This window comes from Pseudarthrobacter sp. NamE5 (assembly GCF_005796225.1).
Classification (GTDB): domain Bacteria; phylum Actinomycetota; class Actinomycetes; order Actinomycetales; family Micrococcaceae; genus Arthrobacter.
In genome coordinates this window covers 80774-94019 of the sequence record NZ_VAHO01000006.1, presented here as the reverse complement: position 1 = coordinate 94019, position 13246 = coordinate 80774, and the positions used below count along the sequence as shown (strand labels likewise).

At 64.8% G+C, this 13246-nt stretch carries 11 protein-coding genes; 4 read left to right on the top strand and 7 right to left on the bottom strand.

What is annotated here, in order from left to right:
* Positions 1 to 2: 2 nt before the first annotated feature.
* A complete protein-coding gene (locus FDW84_RS09465) occupies positions 3 to 1274 on the bottom strand; it encodes an MFS transporter (protein WP_138608821.1) in 1272 nt (423 codons plus the stop codon).
* A gap of 95 nt (positions 1275 to 1369) precedes the next feature.
* Between FDW84_RS09465 and FDW84_RS09460 the strand changes: the two genes are divergently transcribed.
* The 3 genes from FDW84_RS09460 to FDW84_RS09450 all read left to right on the top strand — a co-directional run bounded on the left by FDW84_RS09460 (position 1370) and on the right by FDW84_RS09450 (position 4118).
* Positions 1370 to 1855, top strand: a complete 486-nt coding sequence (locus FDW84_RS09460) for a Fur family transcriptional regulator (RefSeq protein WP_138608819.1) — start codon at positions 1370 to 1372, stop codon at positions 1853 to 1855.
* Between the two features lie 7 nt (positions 1856 to 1862).
* Positions 1863 to 3359 (top strand): catalase, encoded by a 1497-nt coding sequence (locus tag FDW84_RS09455; protein ID WP_138608817.1) that lies wholly within the window; start codon positions 1863 to 1865, stop codon positions 3357 to 3359.
* A gap of 123 nt (positions 3360 to 3482) precedes the next feature.
* Positions 3483 to 4118 (top strand): DUF2461 domain-containing protein, encoded by a 636-nt coding sequence (locus FDW84_RS09450; protein WP_138608815.1) that lies wholly within the window; start codon positions 3483 to 3485, stop codon positions 4116 to 4118.
* A gap of 23 nt (positions 4119 to 4141) precedes the next feature.
* On the opposite strand, the gene FDW84_RS09445 is transcribed toward FDW84_RS09450, so the two are convergent.
* From FDW84_RS09445 to FDW84_RS09430, 4 genes are all read right to left on the bottom strand, one after another.
* Complete coding sequence (locus FDW84_RS09445; RefSeq protein WP_240721464.1) at positions 4142 to 4414, bottom strand: hypothetical protein; 273 nt, start codon at positions 4412 to 4414, stop codon at positions 4142 to 4144.
* A gap of 232 nt (positions 4415 to 4646) precedes the next feature.
* Positions 4647 to 6197, bottom strand: a complete 1551-nt coding sequence (locus FDW84_RS09440; protein WP_138608813.1) for an amino acid permease — start codon at positions 6195 to 6197, stop codon at positions 4647 to 4649.
* A gap of 247 nt (positions 6198 to 6444) precedes the next feature.
* Positions 6445 to 7905 carry an FAD-dependent oxidoreductase gene (locus FDW84_RS09435; RefSeq protein WP_371419158.1) on the bottom strand — a complete coding sequence of 487 codons (1461 nt, stop codon included), beginning with the start codon at positions 7903 to 7905 and terminating at the stop codon, positions 6445 to 6447.
* Between the two features lie 52 nt (positions 7906 to 7957).
* Complete coding sequence (locus FDW84_RS09430; protein WP_138608809.1) at positions 7958 to 8956, bottom strand: DNA topoisomerase IB; 999 nt, start codon at positions 8954 to 8956, stop codon at positions 7958 to 7960.
* Positions 8957 to 9020: 64 nt separating this feature from the next.
* Here FDW84_RS09430 and rarD point away from each other — a divergent pair, with 64 nt between their 5' ends.
* Positions 9021 to 10103, top strand: a complete 1083-nt coding sequence (gene rarD / locus FDW84_RS09425) for an EamA family transporter RarD (RefSeq protein ID WP_138608807.1) — start codon at positions 9021 to 9023, stop codon at positions 10101 to 10103.
* Between the two features lie 169 nt (positions 10104 to 10272).
* Here rarD and gabT read toward each other — a convergent pair whose 3' ends face one another.
* Together gabT and FDW84_RS09415 are read right to left on the bottom strand one after the other, a co-directional pair.
* Positions 10273 to 11643: a 4-aminobutyrate--2-oxoglutarate transaminase gene (gabT, locus tag FDW84_RS09420; RefSeq protein WP_138608806.1), complete on the bottom strand. Its 1371-nt coding sequence runs from the start codon at positions 11641 to 11643 to the stop codon at positions 10273 to 10275.
* A 52-nt stretch (positions 11644 to 11695) separates the two neighbouring features.
* Positions 11696 to 13126, bottom strand: coding sequence for a gamma-aminobutyraldehyde dehydrogenase (locus tag FDW84_RS09415; RefSeq protein ID WP_138608804.1), 1431 nt, complete (start codon positions 13124 to 13126; stop codon positions 11696 to 11698).
* Positions 13127 to 13246 lie beyond the last annotated feature (120 nt).

The window sequence follows — 13246 nt, the reverse complement described above, 5'->3', positions numbered from 1 at the left end:
GTCTAGGGAGCGGGGTTCCGTGCGTCGTACCTGCGGAATCCGGGTTGCAGCCTGGCCGCGGCCCACGCGCCTGCGATACACAGCACCCCGCCGAGCAGCAGGACCCAGCCCTCTGCCACGATCCTGGTCCCGGCCCCTGCCAGCAGGTCGCCGATCCTGGGACCGCCGGCCACCACCACAATGAACACCCCCTGCAGCCGGCCGCGGAGATGGTCCGGGGTCGCCGCTTGGAGGATGGTGTTCCGGAACACGCTGCTGATTGAATCGGCAATTCCGGCCAGCGCGCAGCACAGAGCCGCCGGGATCAGCCAGAATGTCACCGCTCCGTCCGGGGCACGTCCGGCCAGCAGCACCACAAAACCAAAGGCCGCTATGGACGCACCCCAGCCCATCACCGAGAAGACCACAGCACTCCCCTGCCGGCGGACACCGCCGAGCGGCCCGGAAAACAGACCGGCCAGGAAAGCGCCGACGGCGGTGGAGGCCAGCAGCACGCCCACGGTGGCCTCACCGCCGCCGATCATGACGGCGCCGATGGCCGGCATCAGGGCCCGCGGCTGGGCCAGGATCATGGCGATCAGGTCGATGACGAAAGTCATCCGGAGGTTGGGCCGGGTGCCAAGGAAGCGGAATCCTTCGACGACGGAGCGGAGGCCGGGCTTTCCCGGAGTTCCCGACGGCGGCAGGGGCGGCAGCCGGTACACCGCCCACAGCACGAAGGCGAAGCTGAGGAAATCGAGGGTATAGGTCCAGCCGAACCCCACCCAGGCCACCAGCACGCCCGCCAGCAGCGGACCGGCCGTCATGGCCAGGCCGAAGGACATCATGCTGAGGGCATTGGCAGCGGGCAGCAGTTCCTTTCGGACCAGCATGGGAAGGATGGCGCTGCGCGCCGGCTGGTTGATGGCCTGAGCTCCGCTCTGCGCAGCCACCAGCAGGTACAGGACCCAGACGTTCCCCACCTGCAGCCACGACTGCAGGGCAATCAGCCCGGTGGTCAGCCACAGCACCGCGGTGGCCAGCAGTGCTACCCGGCGCCGGTCGTGGGAGTCCGCGATAGACCCGCCGAGCAGCCCGCCTATCACCAGGGGCACCAGCGCAAAGACCGCCAGCAGGCCCACGTAGAAGCTGTCCTGCGTCAGGCGGTAAACCTCCAGGCTCACTGCCACCAGGGTCAGTTGGCTTCCGACGGCGGATATTGCCGATCCGAGCCAGAGCCGGCGGAAGGCGGCGCTCTCCTTAAGCGGCGTGATGTCAGCGAGCAGTTTCCCCACCCTGCAACCCTAGTGTTCTCCTTGCGATGTGCCGGTCACCAGAGGTTAGCCACGCCTTATTGTGAGAAACTCACAATAAGTGCTTCAATGGAGCCATGACGGAGGATTTTGACGGCCACGAGGCATGGGCAGCGGCCCTTCGCGCCCATGGCCGCAGGGTGACCAAACAGCGCCTGGCGGTCCTCGCCGCCGTCGAACGCCATCCGCACTCCCCTGCGGAAAGCATCCTTGCTGCGGCCCGCGCCGAGCTGCCCGAATTGACTGCCCAGTCCGTGTATGTGGTCCTGGGGGACCTGACGGACCTGCACATGCTGCGCCGGTTCGAGCCACCCCACTCCCCGGCCCTCTACGAAACACGGGTCGGAGACAACCACCACCACGCCATCTGCATCAGCTGCGGCCGGGTGGAGGACGTGGACTGCGCTGTAGGCCATGCGCCCTGCCTGACGCCGCACTGGGACGAGAACGCCAAACCGATGACCATCCAGATCGCCGATGTGATGTACCAGGGCATCTGCCAGGACTGCCAGCAGTCCCAACAACTTTCTTCCATTCGTCCCGCACAAGAAACAGAGAAATAGGAGAACAATGACTGCCATTTCAACAACCCAGTCAGGTGCACCCGTTACGTCCGACGCACACTCAAAGTCCGTCGGTGCCGACGGCGCCATCATCCTGACTGACCACTACCTGGTGGAAAAGCTCGCCCAGTTCAACCGCGAGCGGGTTCCGGAGCGCGTAGTGCACGCCAAGGGCGGCGGTGCATTCGGCACGTTCAAGACCACCGAAGATGTGTCCAGGTACACCAAGGCAGCCTTCCTCCAGCCGGGCGTCGAAACCGAAATGCTGATCCGCTTCTCCTCCGTCGCGGGCGAGAACGGCTCCCCGGACACCTGGCGCGATCCCCGCGGATTCGCCGTTAAGTTCTACACCACCGAGGGCAACTACGACCTCGTGGGCAACAACACCCCCGTCTTCTTCATCCGCGACGGCATCAAGTTCCCGGACTTCATCCACTCGCAGAAGCGCCTGCCGGGCACCCACCTGCGCGACGCCGACATGCAGTGGGACTTCTGGACCCTGTCCCCCGAGTCCGCACACCAGGTCACCTGGCTGATGGGTGACCGCGGCCTGCCCGCCTCCTGGCGGGAAATGCAGGGCTACGGCTCGCACACCTACCAGTGGATCAACGAAGCCGGTGAGCGCTTCTGGGTCAAGTACCACTTCAAGTCCAACCAGGGCGTGAACTCCATGAGCAGCGAGCAGGCAGAAGCCCTGGCCGGCTCCGACGCGGACTTCTACATCCGCGACCTGTCCGAGAACATCGAGGCCGGCAACTTCCCGTCCTGGGACCTGCACGTGCAGGTCATGCCGTACGAGGACGCCAAGACGTACCGCTTCAACCCCTTCGACCTGACCAAGGTGTGGCCGCACGGCGACTACCCGCTGATCAAGGTGGGCACCATGGAGCTGAACCGGAACCCGGAGAACTACTTCGCGCAGATCGAACAGGCCACCTTCGCGCCGTCGAACTTCGTGCCGGGCATCGCAGCGTCGCCGGACAAGATGCTGCAGGCCCGCATCTTCTCCTACGCGGACGCGCATCGTTACCGTGTGGGCACCAACCACGCGCAGATCCCGGTGAACCAGCCCAAGAACCAGGTCAACAACTACAGCCAGGACGGCGCCGGACGTTACCTGTTCAACGCCCCCTCGGTCCCGGTCTACGCCCCGAACACCTTCGGCGGTCCGGCTGCGCTTGAGCCGCAGAACCCGGCCGGCGGCTGGGAGAACGACGGCGAACTGACCCTCGCCGCGCACTCCCTGCACGCCGAGGACGGCGACTTCGTCCAGGCCGGCACACTGTACCGCGAGGTTTACGACGAAGCCGCCAAGGCCCGCTTCCTCGAAACCATCACCGGTGCCGTGGGTGGTGTCAAGCGCTCCGACATCAAGGAACGGGCCATCCAGTACTGGACCAACGTTGACGCTGAACTCGGCGCGAAGCTCCGCGCCAACCTCGGCGCCCCGGCCGCGCCGTCGGCACCTTCCTCCGACGCAGAGGCTGCCAACAAGATCGGCTGATCCAGCTTTTCTGAGTTGCTGAAACCACCCCGTCACGGTTGTCCGTGGCGGGGTGGTTTTGTCTTGTCCACATAGCAGGCTCTGCCTGTGGCCCTGCACCGTAGCGGTTCCTAGGATCGCTTCATGACAACTTTCCAGGGCATCGCGCCCGGTGCCTTTGAGTTTTACGAGGAGCTCCAGGACAACAACAACCGGGAGTGGTGGCAGGAGCACAAGGACAGCTACCAGTTCCCTGTCAGGGAACCGCTCGCGTCACTGCTCGCTGAGCTGGAGCCCCGGTTCGGACCAGCAAAGCTCTTCCGTGCCCACAGGGACATCCGGTTCTCCGTGGACAAATCGCCCTACAAGACGGTTCAGGGTGCTGTTGCCCAAGTGCAGGAGGGCGTGGGCCATTACCTGCAGATTTCCGCTGACGGCCTGTTGGTCGGCGGGGGTTACCACTCGCACACTCCTGCCCAGCTGGCACGGTACCGCAACTCCGTTGACGCGTCGGGCACCGGTGAATCCCTCCGCCACATCCTGGACGCTGTAACTGCTGCCGGTTTCGCCGTCGAGGGTGAGAAGCTCAAGACTGTTCCGCAGGGCTATTCCCGCGACCATCCACGCGCAGAACTCCTGAAGCACAAATCGCTGTCCGCCGGCGTCAATCTTGGCCGGCCGGACTGGCTGGCGACCCCTGCCGCCATCCAGCACGTGGCGGACTTGTGGGAGGACCTGCGTCCACTCGTGGACTGGGTCAGCCGGCATGCCGGGCCATGACGTCGCTCCGCGGATCGAAGCCGTTAGGGTCCTTGGCCGGCTCCTGCCAGGCGGGTCTCAAGGTTGTTGAAGAACACCGCCAGCATCAGCTCGAAGGCTTTGGTGGCGGCCTCCGGTTCATTCATGACCACAAAGTCGAACTGCAGGCCGTAAAAGGTGGAGGTGAAGAGGCGGGCGTCGGTATCCGCGTACTCCTCCGGAATCCCCTGCACCATCAGCCAGTCCCGAATTTTTCGGTGAAGCATCCGGAAGTGCTCCTGCGAGGTCCCCCGCGGCTCGGCGGCCACGATGACCATAGGCACTCATTCCCAGGCCCTCGGCGAGGCTTCGGAAGGTCAGCTCGGCCAGCGTTTTGTCCATGAGCTAGTCAAGGATCGCGGCCAGGCGTTCTGCCTTGCGTTCGGGTCGTGTGGGGCGGGCCATGGTCCCAATCCTACGAGGCTGCTTCAGCGCGGCCGGCCGGGGCCGGGCATGCCGATGCCCGCCCGGGAAAGCCCGGGCGGGCATCAGCATGAGGTATCCGGCGGGTCAGGCTCTCGTGAACTCGTCCTTGTCGTCGCGGGCTGTGCCGGCAGCAGGCGTGCCGTTCACGGCCGTTGTGGCGTCACTGAAGCGTTCATTGAGGCGTGAGTGGCGCTGGCCGTAGGCGAAGTAGATCGCCATGCCGATGGCCAGCCAGATGGCGAAGAAGATCCAGGTCTCCACCGCCAGGTTGGTCATCAGGTACAGGCACAGGAGCGCCGAGACGATCGGCAGGACCTTGCCGAACGGGACGCGGAAGGCGGGCTTCAGGTCCGGGCGCTTCTTCCGGAGCACCAGGATGCCCAGGCTCACCACCACGAACGCGGAGAGGGTCCCGATGTTGATCATTTCCTCGAGCAGGTCCACGTTGGTCAGGCCTGCCACCAGGGCTACTGCAGCACCGCAGATGACCTGCAGGCGCACCGGCGTCGAGCGCTTTTCACTGGTCTTGGACAGCGCTCGGGGCAGGAGTCCGTCGCGGCTCATGGCCAGGACCACGCGGGACAGGCCCATAAGGAGCACCATGATCACGGTGGTCAGGCCCACCAGGGAACCGAAGGCAATAATTTTAGCGGCGGAGGTATCGCCCACTGCTTCAAAGGCTGTGGTGAGCGTGGGGTTCTCCGCCTCCGCCAGCTGGGTGTAGGACACCATGCCGGTGAGCACCAGCGACACCAGGATGTAGAGCAGGGTCACCAGTGCGAGGCCGCCGAAGATGCCGCGGGGCAGCGTCTTCTGCGGGTTCTTCACTTCCTCAGCGGAGGTGGCCACCACGTCGAAACCGATGAAGGCGAAGAACACCAGCGCGGCGCCTGCGAAGATGCCCAGGGTGCCGTACTGCGCCGGCGCGGCCCCGGTCAGGAAGCCGAAGAAGGACTGCTTCAGGACGTCTGCGGTACCGGTGCCGCCCGTCGGCTCGGCGGCCGGGATGAAGGGGGCGTAGTTTTCGAATTTGACGTAGGTGAAGCCGACCACGATCACAAAGAGGACGACGCCGATCTTGATCAGGGTGAAGATGTTGCCGACACGGGCGGACAGCTTGGTGCCCAAAACCAGCAGTACTGTGAACACGGCCACGATCAGGAACGCGCCCCAGTAGAGGTCAACCCCGCCCAGGGAGATCGCCGGCGGGATGTCCGCCCCCATCAGGGCAAAGACCTTGCTGAGGTAGATGCCCCAGTACTTCGCGATGACGGCTGCGGCGGTGAACAGCTCCAGGATCAGGTTCCAGCCGATGATCCAGGCAAGGAGTTCGCCCATGGTGGCGTAAGTGAAAACGTACGCGGAGCCTGCCACGGGGATGGCGGTGGAAAACTCGGCGTAGCACATGATGGCCAGCGCGCAGGTGATGGCGGCGATGGCGAATGACAGGGTCACGGCCGGGCCAGAGAAGTTGGCGGCTGCCTTGGCGCCCACGGAGAAGATGCCGGCACCGACGGCCACGGCGACGCCCATGATCATCAGGTCCCAGGTGCTGAGGGAGCGCTTGAGCTTGCGTCCGGGCTCATCGGCGTCGGCAATCGACTGCTCGATGGATTTGGTCCGCAGAAGGTTCATAGGGGATCACAATCCTGGTTTGTGAAGGAAACAGACCTATTAACGGTAGTGTCCATCCATTGGACGGCCCCAATTGTCCCGAATGGTGAGACGGCCCTTTCTCCGAACGATGTTTTGTCAAAGGAGCTCGAGGCCCGCCATGTAGGAGGCCTCAAACGCTTTACGATCGAACTGCTTCCCGGGCCCAGCTGTTTCCGTTATAGCTGGCCGCGGCAAAGTCCTCCTACCTGCCCAAGAGCTGCAGGGGTCAGCCGCGGGAGATGCGGATCATGTCCTCACGCGGAACTACCTTGATCCGTTCGCGGACCACGTGGTCCAGGCCCTCGGGTCCGGTCCAGGCGGCGCCGAGGCCGGCTTCGTGCGCATCAAGCTTGTTCCAGCCTTCCCAGGTGGTGTACTCGATGCCGCGTTCTTCCAGCAGGTCAATGATGGCCTGCGGGTCCGGGTTCTTTGCCGGGGGCAGGGTGAGCCGGTCCTCCAGCAGGAAGCCGATGGTTTCCAGGGCGTCGCCCTTGGTATGGCCGATCAGGCCCACCGGTCCGCGCTTGATCCAGCCGGTGGCATAGATGCCCGGGACCGGGTTTCCCTCCGTGTCGAGGACGCGGCCGCCTTCGTTGGGAATAACGCCGCGCTTGGCGTCGTACTCCAGTTCGTCCAGGGCGGAGCCGTGGTAGCCGATGGCCCGGTACACGGCCTGGACCGGGTACTCAACGTACTCCCCGGTGCCCTTGGCATTGCCGGTGCCGTCAAGCTGCATACGCTCGAACTTGATGCCGCCCACCTTGCCCGTGCCGTCGTCGAGCACTTCAACGGGGCTGTGCAGGAAGTGCAGGTGCAGCCTGCGCGAGGAAGGATTCTCGGACTCGGCATGCTCCTCCACCAGCCAGTTGGTGAGCGTGTTGACCATGGTCTTGATCTGGTTGTTGCTCCGGATGGCCTCGTCGGAGGCTTCGTCGAACTCGAAATCCTCCGGGTAGAGGACGATGTCCACGTCATTCATGTGGCTCAGTTCCCGCAGTTCCAAGGGCGTGAACTTCACCTGGGCCGGACCGCGGCGGCCAAAAACGTGCACGTCCGTAACCGGCGAGGCCTTCAGCCCCTGGTAGACGTTGTCCGGGATCTCGGTGCTCAGCAGCTCCTCCGGGTGCTTGACCAGCATGCGGGCCACATCCAGTGCCACGTTGCCGTTGCCGATCACCGCGATTTCCCTGGCCTCAAGCGGCCATTCGCGGGGAACATCGGGGTGGCCGTCGTACCAGGACACGAAGTCGGCTGCACCGAACGAGCCGTGAAGGCCTATGCCGGGGATGTCCAGGTCCGCGTCCTTGACAGCGCCCGTGGAGAAGATCACGGCATCGTAGAAGGAGCGGAAGTCGTGCAGCGTGAGGTCCCGGCCGTAGGTGACGTTACCCAGGAACCGGATGTCACCGCGGTCGAGCACCTTGTGCAGCGCGTTGACGATGCCTTTGATCCGGGGGTGGTCCGGTGCTACGCCGTAGCGGATCAGGCCGTACGGTGCCGGGTAGGCTTCGAAAAGGTCAATGCTGACCTCGAAGTCGCCGTCCTTTACCCCGCTGGACTTTGTGAGGATGTCCGCAGCGTAGACACCTGCCGGGCCGGCGCCCACTATGGCCACACGGAGGGGGCGGGTGGAGGCGGATTCGCTGTGGTGGGTCACCGGAAGCCCTTCTGGACTGATCATTTCCATGATTCACGAGGATGCGCCGCAACAGGTAGCGCACAGTCTCCTATTCTAGGCCTCAGCCGCTTTTCGCCAGCGGCACCACGTCCCCTTCGCGGTACAGCAGCGCCCTCAGCTCCGCCTCAGCTGAGTCCGGGCGCTTGGGGTCGATGGTTTCGCCCTCGTGGTAATGGTCCAGCACCCGGGGGTCCACGTAACTCTTGCGGGCAATGGACGGCGTGTTCCCCAGCACCTCGGAGGCTTCGACCATGGCCCGGCTGATGGCCCTCTTACGTTTCGCAGCTGTTCGCTGGACGCCGGTGCGGGCCAGGCTTGCCGCAGCAGCCACAGTGCCGCGCAAGGTCCGGAAATCCTTGGCCGTGAAATCCGAGCCTGTACGCTCCTTGACGTAAGCGTTGATGTCCGCGCTGGTGACCGGCCGCCATTGCCGGCCTTCCTTGTATGCAAGGAGCCGGGCGTTGGGGCCACGCCGCTTGAGCAGGCGCAGCAGTACTGCGAGGTCGGCGTCCCGGATTTCCGACTCCCAGTCCTTTCCGCTTTTGCCCGGGAACCTGAGGTGGATGCGGTCCTTGCGGACCTGCACGTGGGCGCACAGCAGGGTAGCCAGCCCGTGGCTGCCGTTCTCGTTGGTGTACCGCTCCGACCCCACCCGCAGCGAGCCGCTGTCCAGCATCCTGAATGCCCCGGCAAGGACGCGCTCCCGGGTGAAGCCTTCACTGCGCAGGTCCATGGTGACCCTGCGCCGGGCCGAGGGCAGCGACTCAGCCAGCTGGAGGGCACGGTTGAACTTCACCCGGTCCTTCCGTTCACGCCATTCCGGGTGGTAGATGTACTGCCGCCTGCCCACAGCATCGACACCGGTGGCCTGGATGTGCCCGTTATCGAACGGGGCAATCCAGACGTCGGTCCATGCCGGCGGGATTCCGATGCCCTCCAACCGTTCCCGGACCGGCCCCGGCGGCAGGGTGGAGCCATCGAGGTCCCGGTAGCTGAACCCCTTTCCTGCTGCAACCCGGCGGTAGCCGCGGCCCAAGGCGTTGCTGCGCCGGAGCCTCATGGGACCGCCCGCGGCCTGTTGCCCAATGTCATAAAGCAAGCCTACTGACTATTTTCCCGAATGCATGCCCTTTCCGCTGGAATACCCGCTGCAGAGGTGGTGTTATGGGTTCGTGCCCACTCCCGAAGGATCCTTCCCCGCCAACGCCCCAGCTCCTGGAGCGGCGTCCGCAAAGGCAAGCGCCGCGGGGCCGACCGCAGGGAATGCCACGGCCGCCGGGCCCAAGGCCGTGGACAAGGAGACGACGGCGGGCATCCTCTTTGGCATCGGGGCGTACGGGCTGTGGGGGCTGCTTCCGCTGTACTTCTTCGTGCTCATGCCCGCGGGCGCCGTCGAAATCGTCGCCAACAGGGTGGTTTGGTCGCTGGTCTTCTGCGCGCTGCTCATCACAGCTACCCGCTCCTGGCCCGCTTTAGTGCAGGCCCTGCGCAGCCGTTCGGTGTTTGGCAGCCTGGCACTGGCAGCCTCCCTGATCGCCGTTAACTGGCTCACGTACACCTACGGTGTGACCACCGGCCAAGCGGTCGAAGCCTCCCTGGGCTACTTCATCAACCCGCTGGTCTCCGTCCTGCTGGGCGTCTTCGTTTTGAAGGAGAAGCTGCGGCCCCTCCAGTGGGCCGCAGTCGGCATCGGGTTCGTGGCGGTAGGCGTACTCACCTACTCCTACGGAAAACTGCCGTGGATTGCCCTGACCCTGGCCTTCAGCTTCGGCCTCTACGGTTTTGTGAAGAAGCGGGTTGGCCCCCGGGTGGATGCGGTCACCAGCCTCAGCGTGGAAACTATGGTGCTGGCCCCGTTCGCGGCGGCCGTCATGGTGTACCTGGCCGTGGCTGGAACAGCCACTTTGACCACCCAGGGTCCCGGCCATTTCTGGCTGCTCTTGGCCTCCGGCGTGATCACGGCGGTTCCGCTGCTGTTCTTCGGGGCTTCCGCCCGCCGGCTTCCCATGACAACTATCGGTTTGCTGCAGTACTTTGCACCACTGCTGCAGTTCATCCTGGCACTGGTGGTGTTCCGCGAAGCGATGACCCCGGAACGCTGGATCGGCTTCGGCGTGGTGTGGGTGGCGCTGCTGGTCCTGACGGTGGACATGCTCCGCGCTGCGGGCAAGTACAGGGCAGCCAAGCGGCAGGCCAAGGCAAACTGACCTGCTTTCAACAAGCCCGGTTAGCTCTTCGCCAGTTCCCCGGGAACAGCACTCTGCATGACCAGGTCTTGAAGTAACGGGAAAACCCGAGGCCCCGGAACGGCAGTTCCGGGGCCTCGGGTTTGTTCGCGCCGTTGCGAGGGGACGCTAACTCTATGCGGTACCGCTGTTAAGCGTTGGCCTTGATGGCGGCGGCCAGGACTTCCAGACCGTCGTTCAGCAGCTCGTCGGTGATGACCAGCGGCGGCAGCAGGCGGATGACGTTGCCGTAGGTGCCGCAGGTAAGGATAATGACACCTTCCTTCAGGCAGGCGGCGGCAACAGCCTTGGTCAGTTCCGGGTTGGGTTCCTTGGACCCGGCCTGCACCAGTTCGATGGCCAGCATGGCACCGCGGCCACGGACGTCGCCGATCACGCCGGTTCCGCCGCCAGCCAGCTCGGCCTGCAGCTCACGCAGGCGGCCGGTGGCAATGGATTCGATGCGGCGGGCACGGCCGGCGAGGTCGTACTCCTCCATGGTGTTGATGGATGCCAGCGCAGCGGCACACGCTACCGGGTTGCCGCCGTAGGTGCCGCCCAGGCCGCCCGGGTGGACGGCGTCGAGCAGGTCGGCGCGGCCGGTGATGGCGGAGAGCGGCATGCCGCCGGCGATGCCCTTGGCCAGGGTCATGATGTCCGGGATGACGCCTTCGTGGTTCACGGCGAACCATTCACCGGTGCGGCAGAAGCCGGACTGGACTTCATCGGCGATGAAGACGATGCCCTTCTCCTTTGCCCAGGCGGCCAATGCGGGGAGGAAGCCTTCGGCCGGCACGATGAAGCCGCCCTCGCCCTGGATGGGCTCGATGATGATGGCGGCGACCTGGTCCCCGCCGATCTGCTTTTCGATCATGGTGATGGCGCGCTTGGCGGCCTCGGCACCGGTGATCTCCGGGTTTTCCTCACGGTACGGGTAGCTCATGGGCATGCGGTAGACCTCGGGCGCGAACGGGCCGAAGTTGGTCTTGTACGGCATGGCCTTGGCGGTGAGCGCCATGGTGAGGTTGGTGCGGCCGTGGTAGGCGTGGTCGAAGGCCACGACGGCGTCTCGCCCGGTGGCGAGGCGGGCCACCTTGACGGCGTTCTCCACTGCCTCCGCCCCGGAGTTGAAAAGGACGGTGCGCTTCTCGTGGTCACCGGGGGTAAGGCGGTTCAGCTGCTCGGCAACGGCCACGTAGCCTTCGTAGGGGGTGACCATAAAGCAGGTGTGCGTGAAGTGCTCCACGGCTTCCTTGACGGCCCCGACGACGGCGGGGTCGGATGCGCCCACGCTGGTGACGGCGATGCCTGAGCCGAGGTCGATGAAGGAGTTCCCGTCCACGTCCTGGATGATGCCGCCGTCAGCGTCTGCGACGTATACGGGCACACCGGAGGCGACGCCCGCGGCAACGACTGACTTGCGGCGCTCGGCCAGGGCCAGGGACTTGGGGCCCGGGAAGTCGGCCTGCACGCGGCGCTTCTGCTCCAGGCGGAAGGTGATGTCTGATGCGGTGGTGGTCATGTTATTTCTTTCTACGATTCCGGGTTTCGACAGGCTCAACCAACGGGAGATGTCAGGCGTCGAGGGCGGACATTACGTGCTTGATGCGCGTGTAGTCCTCCACCCCGTACATGGAGAGGTCCTTGCCGTAGCCGGACTGCTTGAAGCCGCCGTGCGGCATTTCGGCGGTGAGGAGGATGTGGGTGTTGATCCAGACGGCGCCGAAGTCCAGGTCGCGGCTCAGGCGCATCGCCGTGCCGTGGTTGGACGTCCAGACGCTGGAGGCCAGCGCGTACTCCACATCGTTGGCCAGTTCAACCGCTTCTTCCTCAGTGGTGAACCTCTGCACGGTGATGACCGGTCCGAAGGTCTCCTTCTGCACGATGTCGTCCGTCTGGTTGGCGCCGGTGATGATGGTGGGTTCAAAGAAGTAGCCCTTCTCCCCCGCACGGTGGCCGCCGGTTTCGATCCGGCAGTTGGCAGGCAGGTTTTCCACCACGGCGCTCACAGCGTTGAAGTGGTTGACGTTGTTAAGCGGGCCGAAGTAGTTGTCCCCGTCATTCTGCGAACCTGTGCGCAACGTCTTGGTGTGTTCAACCATGGCTGCCACCACGTCGTCGTGCACGGATTCCTCCACCAGCACGCGGGTTATGGCGGTGCAGTCCTGGCCGGCGTTGAAGAAGGCGAACTCGGCGATGGCTGCCGCGCTCTTCTTGATGTCGGCGTCCTTGAAAACGATGGCCGGTGCCTTGCCGCCCAGCTCCAGGTGGGCGCGCTTCAGGCTTTTCGCGGCACCGGAGGCGACGGCAATGCCGGCGCGGACGGAACCGGTGATGGACACCAGGCCGGGGACCTTGTGCTCCACCATCATGGCTCCGGTCTCGCCGGTGCCCAGCACCACGTTCAGAACGCCGGCCGGCAGGATTTCGCCGGCGAGGCGGGCCAGGACGAGGGTTGATTCGGGGGTGGTGTCCGAGGGCTTGAGGACCACGGTGTTCCCGGCTGCGAGCGCCGGGCCGATCTTCCAGATGGCCATCAGGAACGGGTAGTTCCAAGGTGCTACCTGGGCCACTACGCCGATGGGCTCCCGGCGGACGTAGGAGGTGTGGCCCTCGAAGTACTCCCCGGCGGATTTGCCTTCAAGGATGCGGGCGGCGCCGGCAAAGAAGCGGAGCTGGTCCGCGCCGGCGGCAATTTCCTCGGAAGCGATCAGGGAACGTACCTGGCCGGTGTTGCGGTGCTGCGCTTCCACGAGTTCATCGCTGTTGGCCTCGATGGCGTCCGCCAGCTTCAGCAACATCAGCTGGCGCTGGCCCGGGGTGACGTGCTTCCAGGTCTTGAACGCGTCCTTCGCAGCCGTCATGGCGGCGTCAACATCAGCCTGCACTGAAACGGGGGACTGTGCCACCACTTCCCCGTTGGTCGGGTTCACGATGTCCAGCAGGGTGGTGCCGACGGGCGTGACGAACTGACCATTGATGAAGTTCTGCAAGGTTTGGACCACGGTGTGCAACCTCTTTCGTAGTGGCCACCCGCTCCCGGGTGGGATTCAGGGCGGATGGATGGAACTGCCTTGAGCCTATGCCAGCACCGGTGCCAGGTGAATAGCCACCTGCACACCCTT